Source organism: Klebsiella sp. JN_Kp126 (assembly GCF_033843325.1).
Classification (GTDB): Bacteria; Pseudomonadota; Gammaproteobacteria; order Enterobacterales; family Enterobacteriaceae; genus Klebsiella; species Klebsiella michiganensis.
Genome location: NZ_JAWXQV010000076.1, coordinates 1 through 17,480, shown reverse-complemented (window position 1 = coordinate 17,480; position 17,480 = coordinate 1). Strand labels below are relative to the sequence as shown.

Annotated in this window: 15 protein-coding genes and 1 pseudogene; 14 read left to right on the top strand and 2 right to left on the bottom strand. The window is 52.1% G+C overall.

What is annotated here, in order from left to right:
- The first annotated feature begins 20 nt into the window (after window positions 1-20).
- The 14 genes and pseudogenes from SIK97_RS17865 (at window position 21) to SIK97_RS17800 (ending at window position 14,103) form a co-directional block, all read left to right on the top strand.
- The gene (locus SIK97_RS17865; protein ID WP_413614544.1) at window positions 21-1,181 is read left to right on the top strand and encodes an efflux RND transporter periplasmic adaptor subunit; all 1,161 of its coding nucleotides are present in this window, start codon (window positions 21-23) and stop codon (window positions 1,179-1,181) included.
- Window positions 1,174-3,120, top strand: coding sequence for a MacB family efflux pump subunit (locus tag SIK97_RS17860; RefSeq protein WP_032747424.1), 1,947 nt, complete (start codon window positions 1,174-1,176; stop codon window positions 3,118-3,120). Before SIK97_RS17865 ends, SIK97_RS17860 begins: the two co-directional genes overlap by 8 nt.
- 20 nt (window positions 3,121-3,140) lie before the next feature.
- Window positions 3,141-3,452: pseudogene (locus tag SIK97_RS17855) on the top strand (beta-ketoacyl-[acyl-carrier-protein] synthase family protein); the annotation flags it as partial.
- The gene (locus tag SIK97_RS17850) at window positions 3,436-4,248 is read left to right on the top strand and encodes a MaoC/PaaZ C-terminal domain-containing protein (RefSeq protein ID WP_032747428.1); all 813 of its coding nucleotides are present in this window, start codon (window positions 3,436-3,438) and stop codon (window positions 4,246-4,248) included. The pseudogene SIK97_RS17855 and the gene SIK97_RS17850, both read left to right, overlap by 17 nt.
- A gap of 71 nt (window positions 4,249-4,319) precedes the next feature.
- Window positions 4,320-4,568, top strand: coding sequence for an acyl carrier protein (locus SIK97_RS17845; RefSeq protein WP_032747429.1), 249 nt, complete (start codon window positions 4,320-4,322; stop codon window positions 4,566-4,568).
- Window positions 4,569-4,571: 3 nt separating this feature from the next.
- A complete protein-coding gene (locus tag SIK97_RS17840; protein ID WP_032747432.1) occupies window positions 4,572-5,306 on the top strand; it encodes an SDR family NAD(P)-dependent oxidoreductase in 735 nt (244 codons plus the stop codon).
- 686 nt (window positions 5,307-5,992) lie between these two features.
- Window positions 5,993-6,148, top strand: coding sequence for a hypothetical protein (locus SIK97_RS17835; RefSeq protein WP_155774234.1), 156 nt, complete (start codon window positions 5,993-5,995; stop codon window positions 6,146-6,148).
- 773 nt (window positions 6,149-6,921) lie between these two features.
- Window positions 6,922-7,443: a fimbrial protein gene (locus SIK97_RS17830; protein WP_032747442.1), complete on the top strand. Its 522-nt coding sequence runs from the start codon at window positions 6,922-6,924 to the stop codon at window positions 7,441-7,443.
- Between the two features lie 76 nt (window positions 7,444-7,519).
- Window positions 7,520-8,206, top strand: a complete 687-nt coding sequence (locus tag SIK97_RS17825; RefSeq protein WP_032750011.1) for a molecular chaperone — start codon at window positions 7,520-7,522, stop codon at window positions 8,204-8,206.
- An 88-nt stretch (window positions 8,207-8,294) separates the two neighbouring features.
- The gene (locus SIK97_RS17820) at window positions 8,295-10,850 is read left to right on the top strand and encodes a fimbria/pilus outer membrane usher protein (protein WP_032747445.1); all 2,556 of its coding nucleotides are present in this window, start codon (window positions 8,295-8,297) and stop codon (window positions 10,848-10,850) included.
- A gap of 8 nt (window positions 10,851-10,858) precedes the next feature.
- The gene (locus SIK97_RS17815) at window positions 10,859-11,950 is read left to right on the top strand and encodes a fimbrial protein (protein ID WP_050597565.1); all 1,092 of its coding nucleotides are present in this window, start codon (window positions 10,859-10,861) and stop codon (window positions 11,948-11,950) included.
- Between the two features lie 26 nt (window positions 11,951-11,976).
- The gene (locus SIK97_RS17810) at window positions 11,977-12,519 is read left to right on the top strand and encodes a fimbrial protein (RefSeq protein ID WP_077254479.1); all 543 of its coding nucleotides are present in this window, start codon (window positions 11,977-11,979) and stop codon (window positions 12,517-12,519) included.
- Between the two features lie 104 nt (window positions 12,520-12,623).
- Complete coding sequence (locus tag SIK97_RS17805) at window positions 12,624-13,322, top strand: response regulator transcription factor (protein WP_032747448.1); 699 nt, start codon at window positions 12,624-12,626, stop codon at window positions 13,320-13,322.
- 76 nt (window positions 13,323-13,398) lie between these two features.
- The gene (locus SIK97_RS17800) at window positions 13,399-14,103 is read left to right on the top strand and encodes a response regulator transcription factor (protein WP_064381424.1); all 705 of its coding nucleotides are present in this window, start codon (window positions 13,399-13,401) and stop codon (window positions 14,101-14,103) included.
- A gap of 78 nt (window positions 14,104-14,181) precedes the next feature.
- Here SIK97_RS17800 and purD read toward each other — a convergent pair whose 3' ends face one another.
- A complete protein-coding gene (gene purD / locus SIK97_RS17795) occupies window positions 14,182-15,474 on the bottom strand; it encodes a phosphoribosylamine--glycine ligase (protein WP_032747452.1) in 1,293 nt (430 codons plus the stop codon).
- A 15-nt stretch (window positions 15,475-15,489) separates the two neighbouring features.
- Window positions 15,490-17,079, bottom strand: coding sequence for a bifunctional phosphoribosylaminoimidazolecarboxamide formyltransferase/IMP cyclohydrolase (purH, locus tag SIK97_RS17790; protein ID WP_004097693.1), 1,590 nt, complete (start codon window positions 17,077-17,079; stop codon window positions 15,490-15,492).
- Window positions 17,080-17,480: the final 401 nt, after the last annotated feature.

The window sequence follows — 17,480 nt, the reverse complement described above, 5'->3', positions numbered from 1 at the left end:
CAATCAGGCGATTGTCCGCCATGACGGCCAGACGCCGCAAGGCATGCTATGGACTGGCGGCGCTATTAGCGATCCTGCTGATGGGGGGGGCGCAGGGCGTGTACAACGCGTTTTCAGAGAGTGCTGAGCCGGCGGCAACCTATATCATCGACCGCGGCGATATCGAAAAAACCGTGCTGGCCACCGGGATCCTCAAACCGTCTGTCCAGGTCAATGTCGGGGCACAGGTCAACGGTCAGTTAAAAAAACTGTACGTCCGCGTCGGTGAACGGGTGACCCAGGGGCAGCTGCTAGCCGAAATCGACCCAACGCTGCAGCAGAGCGAACTGCGTAAGTCTGAAGCGGCGCTGGAGAGTGCGGTATCGCAGAAACAGGCATCACAGTTCACGCTTACCCAGTATGAGCTCGAGCTGAAACGCCAGCTGCGGATGGATCGCGACGGATCGGGAACGAAAAGCAATCTCGAGGAAGCGCAGGCCAGGGTTGATACCCAGAAGGCGCAGGTGAGAGTCAACATGGCTCAGATTGTGCAGGCACAGATGGCGCTGGAAACGGCGAAAGCCAATCTGGGCTATACGCGGATCCTCGCGCCGGTGGACGGGCAGGTACTCGGTATTGTCACCAAAGAGGGACAGACCGTGGTCTCTTCACAGACTGCGCCAACCATCCTGGTCCTGGCGAATGTCGATACCATGACGGTGCAAACCCGTATTTCAGAAACGGACATCTTGAAAGTCCATCCTGGTCAGCCGCTGTGGTTTTATGTGGTCGCCGAACCCAAGCGCCGCTACCGGAGCGTGATGGGGGTACTCCAGGACGCGCCGAACGACGCCTTACAGGATGATAGTGCTCGTCCTCAGGGGCAACAGGCTTCTGCCGTTTATTATAACGGAGTCTTCAGCGTGCCGAACCCCGAGCATCGGTTGAGAACCTCAATGACGGCGCAGGTATTTATCATCACCGATCGGGCTAAAAATGTGCTGCGTCTACCGGTAGTGGCGTTGGGGCAGCCGCAGGGGGCCAATAGCTATCATGTACAGGTGCTCAATGGCGATAAGGCTGAACAACGTCTGATCCAGGTGGGTATCAACGACCGTCAGTTTGTTGAGGTAAAAGCGGGTCTGAACGAGGGCGATCGCGTGGTGATTGCGCACAATGATACAGGGACGACGAATGGCTGATTCCCCGATCGTTGAACTTTCGCACATCTCCCGCCATTTTGGTTCAGGTACTGCTGCCGTTACTGTACTGAAGGATGTTTCTCTGTGCGTTCATGCCGGAGAAATGGTGGCGATTATCGGTGCGTCAGGTTCCGGTAAATCCACGCTGATGAACATTATCGGGTGCCTGGATAAACCGTCGGAAGGCGAAATGCGCATTATGGATGTGCCTGCGCAGGTGGCCAGCAGCGAACAGCTGGCGCAGCTACGCAGCCAGTATCTGGGCTTTATCTTTCAGCGGTATCATCTGATGCCGTATCTGACCGCCCTCGAAAATGTCACCATTCCGGCTCTATACACAGATATGCCAGCCTCTGAGCGCAAGACGCGGGCGGAATATTTGCTCAGCCGCTTAGGTCTTGATGAGCGCATGAATTACCGTCCTGCACAGTTGTCCGGCGGCCAGCAGCAACGTGTGAGTATCGCGCGCGCCCTGATGAACGGGGCGCCGGTGATCCTGGCGGATGAACCAACCGGAGCTCTCGACAGCAGCAGCGGTCAGGAGCTGATGGCCATTTTACATGGCCTGCACCAGGCCGGGCATACGCTCATTATCGTGACCCATGACCGCAGCATCGCGGAACAGTGCCAGCGTATTGTCGAAATCCACGACGGTCAGATTATTGCAGACCGGGTCAATCCGGTCATCTCGCAGGTGGTATCCCGGGGACTACCTGCCATTGCCGCTACCGGGCGAACGCCTGTGTGGCAGAGCATCAAAGAGGCGGTACGCATGGCGTGGCGCTCCTTGCTCGGGCATCGGATCCGCGCTTTTCTCTCCATGTTGGGCATTATCATCGGCATCTCCTCCGTGGTCTCTTCCATGGCGGTGGGCGAAGGTGCGCGGCAAAATATTCTGAGCCAGATAAGCCAGCTGGGCACCAGTACTATCGAAATACAGCCCGGTCTGGGCTGGGATAGGCCGCGTCCAGATTTTGAACGTTCACTGACCCTGGAAGATGTGGAATTACTCAGCAAGCAACCGTATATCGACAGCATTTCGCCCGTTGTGAGTAAAACCGTGATAACGGTCCGCGGTGGCAAGCAGGTTCTTGCATCGCTGTCGGGCGTCAGTAGCGGCTTCTTCCGCGTACAGGGGCTGAATTTTATTGTTGGAAATCGATTTACAGCGCGCGATTTGGACGAGCGTGAACCGGTGGTCATCATCGATCAGAACGTGCAGCGCTCGCTGTTTCCTGGCGGGCAGGATCCGTTGGGCGAAATTATTCAGCTTTCCGGCGCACCCTATCGGGTGATCGGCGTGGCCGCGAAAAAAGGTCCGAAGTCTATCGGTGAACAGCCTGGCGCGTGGATCCCGTACACCTCATTGCTGGAGCGTATGTCAGGTGATTCGCCGTTACAGTCCATTACTCTGCGCATCGCCGACGGCTATCTGATAGAGGCCGCCCAGCGAAATGTGGAGCAGCTGCTGGATTCCGTGCACGGTAAGCGTGATTTCTTCACTATGACCAACGATCAGCTAACGAAGACCATGCGTAAAACGTCGGAATCGATGACGCTGCTGATCACGGCAATCGCAGGGATTTCTCTGCTGGTGGGCGGAGTGGGGGTAATGAATATCATGCTGGTGTCGGTGACGGAGAGGACGCATGAGATTGGTATTCGCCTCTCGGTCGGCGCCCGTCCCGCAGACATCATGCGTCAGTTCCTGATCGAAGCCACGGTGATTTGTACGCTCGGCGGTCTCATCGGCATTATCGGTTCCGGCGTGGCCGGGATGATTTTCTCTCTGGTCACTCAGGAATTCACCATGGTGTTCACCTGGCCGCCAATCCTTCTGGCCTGCGGATTTTCCGCACTGATCGGTCTTGGATTTGGTTTTTTCCCGGCGCGCAATGCTGCCCGCCTGCATCCGACAGAGGCATTGGCCCGCGAATGAAAAAACTGAACCTACTTTTAACGATCGCTTTGGCGCTGGCGCTGGGCGAGGCGGCATATACCACACCGTGCTCAAGCACCAAATCCTACAGCGGTCATCTGATCGCCGCCGCCGGCAGTTTTGAATCGATTCTTTGCCTTCAGGCGATGGAGCATCAGATCGTGCCTGCCACCTGTCATCTTGATTCGCCCGATCCCGCGTGCGATCTGGATTACGTACCCAATACGCATCGCCCGGCAGTCCTGAGAACGACGCTCAATCTGAGCTTCGGTTTTGGTGGCGCTAACGCGGCGTTAGTTATCGGGCGGGGGGAAAATGACGCTGTGCTATAGCCTGCGTGATGCAGAACGCTGGGCGGCATTTTCCGGCGACGATAATCCGATTCACTTTGACGCAACCGAAGCGAAGCGTTTTGGCCTGGACGGCTTATGTGTACACGGTATGCGCGCGATGCTGGATGTAAAGTCTGCGCTTAGCGCTGCTCTGGAAAGAGAGGCTTTGCCATCTGGCGACTTGATGTTCAGCTGCCGCCTGCGCGAACCGGTAGCATGTGAGATGCCCTATCAACTGTCGATCCGTGAAACGCTCCGTCAGGAACAGGTGCTGATCGGGGGGAGTTTGCTGAATGTTCAGACGCAACGGATCGGCATCAGTAGCAAGCTGGCCAGCGCCAAAGCGTTAACGATATTGCCGGTCATGCAGCCCTATACGCTTGGCGAAGAGGCGTTGACAGCGTTATATGATCAATTCCTTGCAGTAGAAAGCCCGGCGGCACCTCTGTGGAGTTTTCTTGATGCGGTGTTATTTCGTGAATTAGTCAATGCACCAGAAACGCTTGAAACCGTGCATAGCATTTTTCCTGGGCATGAGGTTGCCAGTCTGCGTGACGTTTTTCGTCTGGCGCAGGTCGTGCAAACCCATCATGAGGCCCATTTTTCTCCTCAGCTGCTGAGTCTGCGGGGAGAAAACCAGCGAATTAAATCGTTTTATTATTCCATCCAGCCGACGCTGGTGATGGGAGAGAAGCATTCCGGGTTGATTTTAGTGGCTGGCATTCAGGCGTGGCGCCTCAATGAGCCGCTGATTTCCGTTACGGTGACGTTGAAAACCGGGCCGCTGGCAGCGTAGACGACGATATTAGTCAACAACTTACAATCCACCCCAAAATACATTTACAGTCAGAATTAAAGGAATAAAACATGACGCAATTTGATGAAGTTTACAGCAAGGTTTGCGAGATGCTGTGTGATGCGAAAGATCTGGAGTTGGATGATCTGGATCCAGATATGCCGCTACATAAGCTGAAGCTTGATAGCCTGGACTACGTGGAACTGATGGTACTGGCAAAGAAAGAGTTTGCTGTCACCGTTGGAGCCGATCTGTTCATTGATCGTCCGAACATGACGCTTCGTGAATTATGCCAATACCTCAGCGAAAAAAGTCACTAAACCATGCAGGATAAATGGATTTTAGTGACCGGTGGGAGCCGGGGTATCGGGCGCGCTACGGTGCTTCGTCTGGCGAAAGAATGGAACGTGGTGTTTACCTGGTGTCAGAATGAGTCGGCGGCACGGGAAGTGGAACGCGCATGTGAGGGGCTACCGGGAAGAGTCGAGAGCTATCAATGCGATGGACGCGATGAGCCGGAAGTAAAACGTGTGGCCAGCGAACTGCTGGCACGCTACGGCGCTCCTTACGCACTGGTTCATAATGCGGGCATCACACTGGATGCACTGCACATTCACCAAAGCCCGGATAACTGGCGACAAGTGATGGATACCAACGTTAACGCCATCTTCTACTGGAATCAGATCCTGATCGAACCAATGATGATGCAGGGTAGTGGTTCTGTGGTGTTGATGTCGTCAGTCACCGGAGTGAAGGGCAACACTGGGCAGAGCGCTTATGGCGCGAGTAAAGCGGCGATGATTGGCCTGGCACGGACTCTGGCGATAGAGCTAGGGCGTTTCGGCGTGCGGGTCAATTGTCTGCTGCCCGGCTATATTGATACCGATATTATGGCCGAAATACCGAAAGAGAAGCGCGGGGCGCTGCGTCAAACCATTCCGATGAAGCGCTTCGGGAAAGCAGAAGAGATATCAGGCGCAGTGGCATGGCTGGTTAGCGGTGATAGTACCTACATGACAGGACAAACGCTTGTTCTGGATGGGGGCCTTTCAGCCTAACCCATATCGCAATACTCTATTCAGCTTAAACGGGACGCAATGCGTCTCGTTTTTTTTGCCTGAACGACAAATCACCCTTATCGCTTGCGAAGAACTTCGCGCATCTGAAAAATAAAACCCGGTGTATCCCGGGAATGCATGAACAAACTAAGAATTTTCCTTACGATAAAATCTATCAAATGCTGGGAAAAAGCATCCTGCCAAAGCGAAAACGGGCAGTGTAATGACTGTTTATACTGCTACCGTATGTATTGCATGATGCTAGCGCAGTTCTCAAACGCTATTTCGATAGGCTAATCCTCCTGCCTGGATTTAAATAACCGCCGGGTGGCTCTTTATAAAATAGCGCGTCATTTGTATCTGAGTTACTCTAAGGAGAGCATTTATTTTTTCTTATTCACTAAATTACCGTTTTGGTTAGATGTTAAAGTAGATGGATTTATCATATTTAATGTATTCTCAGGACTGGTGAATATGGCTTGTTTTCCTTGAAAGGAAATGGCGTTCTGGCGTGATGAGTACTGACTATTTTTTTAAAAGCTATTGCGGTAAAATTTAATCGAGTTAATTTCTATCTGGCATCTTTTATATGAAAAGATCCCTAAGTTTATTGCGATGTCTGGCCCTGTCTGAAGTTGAAGTATTGCCTGGAATTATACTATTATATAGTTGCGGAGGTTTGTTACTTGTTGATTTTAATGGATTTAACTAAGGGTTTGTATGTTGATGAGCTCAGTGGTTGGCGGCTGAATGATATCGATGTTCTCTGGTTAAATAATGGCTTTGCTACCTTTTCTTCTCTTGAGCAGAGAGAACGAATTTTTATTGATGTGGCTAAATAAAAGAAAATAGAATCGGGGATAATACCGACTTCTTCTTACTTCCCGGCAGAGCAACAGTACCCCAAAAAGAATCTGCTGGTAGATATGAAAATTATAGCCAGACAGAAAATCTGATGACTAAGGCTCCGCCGCATAAGTTAAGTTATGGTAATGCTATTTCGTTGACTGAGCGAAATAAAGATACCCGATTATTTCAGACTTAGCTGAATTGTCGCAATGCTCATAATGCGGGTTATATACCGAAAGTAGTGTGCAGATAATAAGTTGACGTTATCAAACGAATGTAACAAATTATTTCAATGCGGTGAATTAAACCATGGTAGGTGTTTTGGTTTTTTGGATTTTACATCCCCTTTTAGTCGATATAAAAAACTAAATTATCTGCATAAAATGAAGTAATAGCCTGATTAGTTTTTCCGTGATTAAGTTTGTTTAATTAAATAAGTACCATGAATATAAGAAAAAACCGAGTTGGTTAAACGGTAATTAAACAAGAAATAATCGCGTAACGCATTGAAAAATATAAAATAAAAATAATTTAAGTCAGAGTGAAGAAATCAACGTTGACTTCAAATTACTAGCTAATTAAATTGAGCCCTAATTTAGTTCAAATGAATCGTTTGTCTTTCGGGTAAACCGTCCGACGCTTTATTAATTGGGGTCGGAGACTTCATGAGCTAAATAAAAGGGAATGACATGGTTTTGTCAAAACTGATTCGATCTCCGGTTCTGTCCAGGTAAATCGATTTACATTGTTAATAGGGATACATTTAATGAAAAAGAATCTTCTTGCTGTTGCTCTGATGGCCACTTCTGCATTTGCTTCTTCTGCTTTCGCTTCTGACGGCGCGGTTAACTTCACTGGTAGCATCACTGATGCGGCATGTACTGTCGACACTGCATCTCAAAACCAGGACGTATTCCTGGGCAACATCGCGCGTACAGCATTCCCGGTAGCAGGTTCACTGGCTGCAGCTAAGAAATTCACTCTGGTCCTGAAAAATTGCCCAGACACCGTGACCGGTGCAACCGTACGTTTTGACGGTACCCAGGTTTCTGGCGACAACTCTGTTCTGGCATTGACCGCGGGTAGCAGCACTGCTAAAGGCGTGGGCGTTCAGATTTCTGACGACCAGAACAAAGTGGTTCCGCTGTACGAAGACTCTTCTGTTTATCCTCTGGTTAGCACTGCTGATAACAACCTGAACTTCAGCGCACGTTACATCTCTCTGACTGATGCCGTGACCGTAGGTGATGCAAACGCAGTAACTCAGTTTACCGTTGTTTATCAGTAAGTTCGAATGAGCTAAATCAGACCAGGGGCAATTTATGCCTCTGGTCTTTTTGAATATCCAGACAGGCAGGGACAGCATGAAAACATGGCGCGCCGGAGTGGCGGCAGCATTATTAATGACCCTTAGTGCAACATCGCAGGCTGGGGTTGTGGTCGGTGGTACACGCCTGATCTACGAAGGTGGGAAGAAAGAGGCATCTATTAACCTCAGTAACCCTGATAAAAATATCTATCTCATCCAGTCATGGGTGGATAGTGAAGGTCGGGGAAAAGGGACGCAGGCTGAAAAAGCTCCGTTCATCGTCACGCCTCCACTATTCCGACTGGACAGCAATCAGCAGAACATATTGCGCATAGTGCGCGCAGGCGGCAATCTGCCAGAAGACAAAGAGTCTTTGTTCTGGCTGAATATCAAATCGATACCTTCTGCAGAGAAGAAAGAAAACACGCTGCAAATTGCAGTGAAAACACGTATCAAGCTGATTTTCCGTCCTTCAGGGGTTAAGAGCACGCTTGAAGAGGCGTCAAAAACATTGACCTGGAAGCGGACGGGTAACCGGGTTCAGGTGACCAATCCCTCCTCGCATTACATCACTTTTTTCAACGTCAAAATCAACGGCACGGTGATGAAAAACATCACTATGGTTGCACCGCGATCGGAGGCAAGTTTCGATTTGCCAGCTAATGCCGCCGGTGGTTCGCTGAGCTGGCAGTTTATCAATGATTATGGCGGTGCCAGCAACGCACTGACTGTCAGCCTTTAAGCTCCTCGCCGTAGCCCTGTTTTGTTGATTAAACAAGGAAGTAAAGAACGTTAGTCATCCAGGCTACGTTAATACATGGAAAAATTAAATGGACAATATAACGAAGAGTCATATTTCCGGGGGTTTTTCACGTTCCCGCCTTGCCTTGCTGGTGACATGTCAGATAGCCATGTTGATGAGCGGAGCAGAACTGGCTCACGCGGCGGGGTATTTCAACCCGGCGTTACTTGAAATTGATAATCCTGACCAGGGTAATGCGGATTTATCCATTTTCGAAGAGGGCGCATTACAGCCGCCGGGAATTTATCGCGTCGATATCTATCTTAACGGTTCAGAGGTCGATACCCGGGAGGTGAAATTTGCCCTGACGACGGACGCTTCTGGTAAGCAAAGCCTTCAGCCTTGCCTGAGCGGTGAGCAACTGCGTGATATGGGGGTAAAAATTGGCATGTACCCCGGTATAGCGGCTACAGACGAATGTGCCAATTTCACCGGCGAAATAGCTCAGTCCTCAGCCAATTTCCGCTTTGATCAACAACGTCTGGACCTGAGTATCCCGCAGGCAGCGCTGAATTCTCAGGCGCGCGGGTACGTTTCTCCGGAAAAATGGGACCCAGGTATTCCGGCGTTACTGATGAACTACAGCTTCAGCGGGGCAAATGCTGAAGCACGGAATAATGACACCAAAGACTCAGATACCTATTACCTGAATCTGCGCTCCGGAATAAACCTGGGAGCATGGCGTTTCCGTAACTACTCCACCTGGAACCGTGACAGCAGAGGCAATGAGCACTGGGATTCCATCAATACCTATTTGCAACGTGATATTCATACGCTGAGAAGCCAGCTGACGCTGGGTGACAGTAACTCGCCGGCGGATATTTTTGACTCTGTACCGTTTCGTGGGGCTCAGCTCTCTTCCGACGATGACATGCTACCGGACAGCCTGAAAGGTTATTCTCCCGTGGTACGTGGTATTGCGCGTAGCAATGCGCAGGTCACTATCCGCCAGAACGGATACGTTATCTATCAAAGTTATGTACCGGCCGGATCGTTTGCCATTTCTGACCTCTACCCGACCGCGGGCAGCGGTGACCTTAATGTGACCGTTAAGGAGGCTGATGGGAGTGAACGCACGATGGTCGTGCCATTTGCCTCCGTACCGGTTCTTCAGCGCGAAGGTCGCCTGAAATACAGCGTCACGAGCGGTCAGTATCGTTCGTATAACAATGACGTTGAAAAAACGCTGTTTAGCCAGGGAACCGCGATTTTTGGTTTGCCACATGGTGCAACGATATATGGCGGGCTACAGGCGGCGAGCAAATATCAGTCGCTGGCCATCGGCCTGGGTCAGAACCTTGGCGCGATCGGTGCGCTGTCTGCCGACGTCACCCAGGCGTGGTCCAGGCAGGAACATATGGATAAAGATAACGGCCAGTCGTACAGGCTGCGCTACGGTAAAAGTTTTGTCCAAACCGGTACTAACTTCAGTCTGGCCAGCTACCGCTATTCCACCTCAGGCTTTTATACATTGCAGGAGGCGCTGGAAAGCTATGCCGGAGACAACGGATATTATAACGATCATAAGAAAAGTCGTGCTGAACTGACGCTGAGCCAGAACTTGTGGGAAAAGGCTGGTTCGCTGTCGGTAAGCCTGGTGAAAGAAGAGTACTGGAATAACAACCGTTCTACCGAATCGGCCAGCGTGGGCTACAACAACACCTGGAACGGGATTTCTTATGGGCTCAACTATACCTATAACCGCAATGGTGTAGACAGTTACCAAAATCGAACCTATTACACCGATCGGATTGTGGCCGCGAACATCAGCGTCCCATTAAGCAAATGGCTGCCGGGTAGTTACGCCACCTACAACCTGAATAGCAGTAAAAACGGTAATACCTCGCAAAGCGTTGGCCTTAGCGGTACCGCGCTGCCTGACGACAACCTGAATTACAGCATCAGCCAGGGATATACCTCTCAGGGTGAGGGGGCGAACGGTTACGCCAGCGCTGACTACAAAGGTGGCTACGGTGAAGTGAATGTTGGTTATGGCTATGACCATAGCCAGAGCCGCGTAGATTACGGCTTGCAGGGCGGTATCTTAGTGCATGAAAACGGGGTAACGCTTTCCCAGCCACTGAGTGAAACCATGGCGCTGGTTAAAGCGCCAGGTGCGGCCGACGTGAACATTGCCAACAACACCGGCGTGAAAACAGACTGGCGCGGCTATGCTGTCGTGCCTTACGTCACGGCATACCGACGCAACCAGATTGCACTCGACACGTCTACCTTACCAGACAACGTGGATATGACGCTGACCAGTACCTCGGTGATCCCAACCCGAGGGGCCGTGGTACGTGCAGATTTTGATCCGAACGTCGGCCAGCGTGTACTTATGACGCTGACCCGCGTCAACGGCGAGCCTGTACCATTTGGCGCCACCGCGGGTAGCGACGGCAAAAATAGCGGCGCCAGTATCGTTGGCGACGGTGGGCAGGTTTATCTGTCGGGCATGGACGATTCTGGAACGCTCACGGTGAAATGGGGGTCGACAGCGGATCAGACCTGTCGGGTGAATTACCGTCTGCCTGAACAAACGGCTACATCGGGTATTCAACTTATGAACGGAGACTGCCGATAAGGCGGAATATGGAAATGACCGAGCGCACAAATAAATTTTTCACCGGTATGGTACAACGCCGAAACCCATTATGCCGTTTCGTCAGTGGAAAAAATGCCGCACTGCTTTGCCTGGCGCTGGCCGGAGGGATGTTAAGTACTACCGCAAAAGCGGCAGCGTGTTATGCGACTGCTGGACAGAAAACCTATAACTTCAATATGAGTTATTTGTTAGCCGATCCGACGCAAAACTCGGCAGGAAGGGTGATCAACAACGCCTATCAGTGGAACCTTAGCGGTAACTACAACGTGACCTGTTCTTGCTCGGGTACCTATACCGGGGCTTATATCACTGCAAAAGTGCCGGATACCGGGCAGGTGTACAGCGACGGTAACCTTAACTATTACGCGATTAACGAGTATCTGGCTGTGGCCAGTGAGGTCTTTATTGGCGGGAACTATCAGGGTTTGAAGGCAACGCCGTTCACCAGCGTGAGCAACCGGAACATCGCGACCAATTGCGACAAATATCCTTACGCTACCGGCGCGCGTGGAACGATTTCCCTGTACTTCCGCCGGCCATTCGTAGGTGTACAGACGATTCCTCTGACCAAAGTCGTCGATGTGTATATCGCTTCCGATGCAACGACTCAGGCCAGCACGCCGGTTTCAACCGTCTGGATGAGCGGAACGGTTACCGTTCCGCAATCATGCACGATTAATGGTGGCGGAGTTATTAGCGTGCCTTTAGGCAGCATCATGTCTGGCGATATTGTTACCAAAGGTGAAATGGCTAAAAACTTCACGCCGAAAAACGTCAACTTTAACGTGGCCTGTACCAATATCTCCGAAGGCGTGAAGGTCAGTCTCTCCTTCCAGGGAACACCGGATGCGAACGATCCGACCGCGTTCTCGACGACCAACAATGACGTGGGCGTCAGAATCCAGAACCCATCAGGAAGCACTATCGTTCCGCAGGGAGGAGAGTTACCGCTGACGATGGACTATGGCTCTCAAGTGGGAAAATCGTCGATTAGTCTATTTCCAATTAACACGACGGGTAATGCGCCTGATACAGGCGACTTCACCGCAACGGCCACTATTCGTGCTGAAATACAATAATTCCGGGGCAAACCGGTAAGGGAAAAATGATGAAGGGAACAATGTCTTTATTGAACAAAAAAGCTCCGGCATTATTGCTGTGTCTGGCAGCTGCTGTACTGTCTCAGTCAGCGAGCGCTGCTGACGCTCAACTGAATATAACTGGTAATATTAAAGCTTCCCCATGTAAAGTTAACGTGCCGACCGGTGGCGTCAATGTGGACCTGGGGCAGAGCATTATGGCTTCAACATTATCGGATGCAGGTTCAGCTACTGATTGGAAGCCTATCGCTATTGAAGTAATTAGTTGCCCATCGACGACGACATCGGCCACTATGACCCTGAACGGCACGCCGGATACCACTGAAAGTGCCATGTACTCAAACGCTGGAACGGCAACTGGGGTTCAAATCGAACTGCAAAATACGGCGGGTGCCGCGTTGGGTAATGCGTCAACGATGATTCAGGATATTAATGCCGCTACCCAGGGGACGACCTTCAATATGCAGGCGCGGGCATACAGCTCAAAGGGTAAAGCGACGCCTGGCACTATCGTCGGTGCCGTGCAGTTAACCTTCGTATACCAGTAATGAGAAATAAGCGCGGACTCAGGAAGAGCCTGTGCTTTAATCAGGATATCTGTACCAGTAGCCCTTCCGTTCGGGAGGGTGACTGATAATACAAGGAAAGTATTATGAACAGTATTAATAGCTCGGACTCATCTTGCGTTTCTTTTGTCGATTCAGCAGATAGCGGCGTGCTGATAATGGATGCATGCCCCATCACCGCGCTGGGTATCAAGCGTGTGTTAACCCAGACTTGCGGGATTACCGAGCCCATAAACTATGTAAGAAATCTTGCCAGTATTTCGCCGATCGTTGCCAGCGCACCACCCGCGCTGCTTGTCATGGACATCTGCGGTGAAAAAGAATTAATGCTTGATGGGCTGCGTTTACTGGCACACCTGTATGAATCACATCCGGCGTTAAAAATTATCATCTGTACCGATTTTCGCGATCCCCGTGTTCTTGCGCTGTTGGCCTTGTCAAATGCCCGCGGCATCTTATTGAAACACGAGCCGGTGCTGGCGTTGGCACAATGTGTTTCTGAAGTCGTGTCAGGGGGAAGGCAGTGGCTGAGCCCGAAAACAAAACAGCTGCTCTCCAAGACGACTCAGACAAATAGCCCACTGACTGCCCGGGAACTGGATGTGCTGGTGCATCTTTTTTCAGGTCAGAACGTTTCTCGTGTAGCGCAGACGTTGCATCGTAATATCCGTACGGTGAGTACGCATAAGCGCAATGCGATGGTAAAACTGGGATTTCACAATGATAGTGAACTCTTTTCTCAGGGTACCTGGATGGCAAAAGTTGGCCCCGTTGCCTGTCTTTAAGATCTAACCATAACTTGTTTTGTACACAAAAAATGGCCGGGGCATTTCCGGCCAGCAAGCAAGGAGCAGCCGCGTGATGAATTTATCGTATCCGCCGTCTCGAACGATCGCCTTGATGGATAGCCATCCCCTGACGCTTTCCGGACTTTCGACACTCATTAAATCCGTTGACGCAACATGCGATATTCGGATCACCGAGCCGAGTCTGGGCAAAATCTCAGAAGCACTGATGTACCAGTCAGTCGATATCCTTGTTACCGATCTGCAAAGTGCAGAGGAAAATCCGCACGAAGGGCTGGATATTTTACTGCGTCTGGGGACCCAGTTCCCCGACCTGAATGTGGTGGTGTATACGTTTTGCCATGACAGCAATGCGCTGCGGAAGCTACTGAATCAGCATAACTTCAGCGTGATCGCGCGTGGGGAGTCGATGACCGATACTGAAGACTTCTTTAAAAGAGCGTTTGTGCAAAAACGCGTGCTTAGCCCGAAAATTTGCAGCAACCTCACACGGATTAATCAGAACAATGAGTGCGTCACTTCCCGATTAACGCGTAGTGAAATTGATGTGCTGAAGCATCTGTTTAACGGTATGGACTTACAACAAATTGCGGGTATGAAGCAGCTAAGTATCAAAACGATCAGCGCGCATAAATGCAATGCGATGCGTAAGCTCGGGGTGCAATCGGATTCTGAACTATTTGTTTTATTGAAGAATACATTCGATGAGCGTCCGGTGCGCCATGATGAATGCGGCGATCGCGAAGCTGCACCGATTTAATATGTTTCCAGGCGCGGCGGAATAGCTGCCGGTTTGTTCCCCCCACCGACCCGCGGCGAAGGGGAACAGACGACTCTGTTACGCGTTTTGCTCACGTTCAATAGCGCGCCAGCCGATGTCGTTACGGCTAAAGCTGCCGTCCCAGCGGATATCGCTCATCAGGGCGTAAGCGCGCTTTTGCGCTTCAGCGACGGTGTGACCCAGCGCGGTAGCGCAGAGCACCCGGCCGCCGCTGGTCAGCACGCGATCGTCATCAGCGAGTCTGGTACCGGCGTGGAAGACCTTGCCGTCAGCCGCTTCTTCCAGCGGCAGGCCGTGGATCTCATCACCGGTGCTGTAGTTGCCCGGATAGCCACCGGCGGCGATCACCACGCCCAGCGAGGCGCGTTCGTCCCACTCGGAGGTTTTCTCATTCAGCTTGCCGTCGCAGGCGGCGAGGCACAGATCTACCAGATCCGATTTCATGCGCAGCATGATCGGCTGGGTTTCCGGATCGCCAAAGCGGCAGTTGAACTCGATAACCTTCGGGTTTCCCTGTTTATCGATCATCAGGCCCGCATAGAGGAAACCGGTGTAGGTGTTCCCTTCCGCTGCCATACCTTTTACGGTTGGCCAGATAATGCGTTCCATGGTGCGCTGGTGAACCTCATCGGTTACCACCGGCGCCGGTGAGTAAGCGCCCATACCGCCCGTGTTCGGGCCGGTATCGCCATTGCCCACGCGTTTGTGATCCTGGCTGGTGGCCATCGGCAGGACGTGCTCGCCGTCGACCATCACGATAAAGCTCGCCTCTTCGCCGTCGAGGAACTCTTCAATGACGATGCGGTGTCCGGCGTCGCCAAAGGCGTTACCTGCCAGCATGTCGTGAACGGCGGCTTCCGCTTCTTCCTGCGTCATGGCAACAATCACGCCCTTGCCGGCGGCCAGGCCGTCGGCCTTGATGACGATTGGCGCGCCTTTCTCACGCAGGTACGCCAGCGCGGGCTCGACTTCGGTGAAGTTCTGGTATTCCGCCGTCGGGATGTTATGACGCGCGAGGAAATCTTTGGTGAAGGCTTTGGAGCCTTCGAGCTGCGCCGCGCCTTCCGTAGGGCCGAAGATTTTCAGCCCTGCGGCACGGAACGCATCGACAACGCCAATTACCAGCGGCGCTTCCGGGCCAACGATGGTCAGGTCAATCTTCTCGCTTTGCGCAAAGCTCAGCAGCGCCGGAATATCGGTGACGCCGATAGCCACGTTCTGCAGCGCCGGTTCCAGCGCGGTGCCCGCGTTACCCGGGGCGACAAAAACGGTATCAACCTGCGGTGACTGTGCGGCCTTCCAGGCCAGCGCGTGTTCGCGTCCGCCGTTGCCAATAACTAATACTTTCATCGTCTGCTCCGTGAATTAATGGCGGAAGTGGCGCATGTCGGTGAAGATCATCGCGATGCCGTGCTCATCGGCTGCGGCAATCACCTCTTCGTCGCGAATAGAACCACCGGGCTGAATGACGCAGCTCACGCCAACGGCAGCAGCGGCATCAATACCGTCGCGGAACGGGAAGAAAGCGTCGGACGCCATAGCCGAACCTTTCACTTCCAGACCTTCATCACCGGCTTTAATCCCGGCGATTTTGGCGGAGTAAACGCGGCTCATCTGGCCTGCGCCTATCCCGATGGTCATATTCTCTTTGGCGTACACAATGGCGTTGGATTTAACGAATTTCGCCACTTTCCAGCAGAACAGCGCATCGCGCAGTTCCTGCTCGGTCGGCTGGCGTTTGGAAACCACGCGCAGTTCGCCTTCCGTAACCATACCCAGATCGCGATCCTGAACCAGCAGGCCGCCGTTAACGCGTTTGAAGTCCAGACCAGGTACGCGCTGCGTCCACTGACCGCAGGTCAGGACGCGGACATTCTGTTTCGCGGCAGTGATCTTCAGGGCTTCTTCCGTCGCAGACGGCGCGATGATCACTTCAACAAACTGGCGGGAGATGATCGCCTGCGCGGTTTCGGCATCCAGTTCGCGGTTAAACGCGATAATGCCGCCGAAGGCAGAGGTCGGGTCAGTTTTGTACGCACGGTCGTAGGCGTCCAGAATAGAGGTGCTTACCGCTACGCCACATGGGTTGGCGTGCTTCACAATAACGCAGGCCGGCTCGCTGAATTCTTTGACGCATTCCAGCGCGGCATCGGTGTCAGCGATGTTGTTATAGGAGAGCGCTTTACCCTGAACCTGCTGTGCAGTGGCAACAGAGGCTTCTTTGACTTCTTCTTCTATATAGAAGGCCGCCTGCTGGTGGCTGTTTTCACCATAGCGCATATCCTGCTTCTTAATGAAGTTCAGATTCAGGGTGCGCGGGAAGCGACCCGCGGCTTCTTTGCTCTCGCCGTGATAGGCCGGAACCATGCTGCCGAAGTAGTTGGCAATCATGCTGTCGTAGGCGGCGGTGTGTTCGAATGCCTTAATGGCGAGGTCGAAGCGGGTGTCGAGGGTCAGGGAGCCTTCGTTGGCATCCATCTCTTTAATAATGGCATCGTAGTCGCTGCTCTTCACCACGATGGCGACGTCTTTATGGTTCTTCGCCGCTGAGCGAACCATGGTTGGGCCGCCGATATCAATGTTTTCTACCGCATCTTCCAGCGAGCAGCCCTCGCGGGCAACGGTTTGAGCAAACGGATACAGGTTAACCACCACCATATCAATAGGCGCGATACCGTGTTGTTCCATAATACCGTCATCCTGGCCACGGCGACCGAGAATACCGCCGTGAACTTTCGGATGCAGGGTCTTCACGCGTCCGTCCATCATTTCCGGGAAACCGGTGTAGTCAGAGACTTCGGTAACCGGCAGACCTTTCTCAGCCAGCAGGCGTGCGGTACCACCCGTAGACAGTAGCTCGACACCACGAGCGGAAAGCGCCTGCGCGAATTCGACGATACCGGCCTTGTCAGAAACACTGAGCAGGGCGCGGCGGACTGGACGACGTTGTTGCATGGTATTAAATCCCCAGGATTTGAATATTACAGAGAGCGTTAGGTGAATTTTTGTCTAAAAACTCACCTAACGCACCCAACCGGGCATCCTTGTTATAGCGCGGCATTGTAACGAAAACGTTTGCGCAACGCTCGCGAATTTTTATCTTTCTCTTTTTAGCCCAGGATCGCGCCCTATAGAGAGAAGAGAGCGGGCCTTTATAAGAGGGTATCGGCCGCCACTTGTGGATAATTCTGTGCGTAACAGGGTATAAAGCGGGGTTTTGCTGGGGAATGCAGCAGTCAGTCATTTTTCTGCAATTTTACTATTGCGGATGCTCGGGAACTCCCTATAATGCGCCTCCATCGACACGGCAGATGTGAATCACTTCACAAACAACCGGGTCGGTTGAAGAGAAAAAA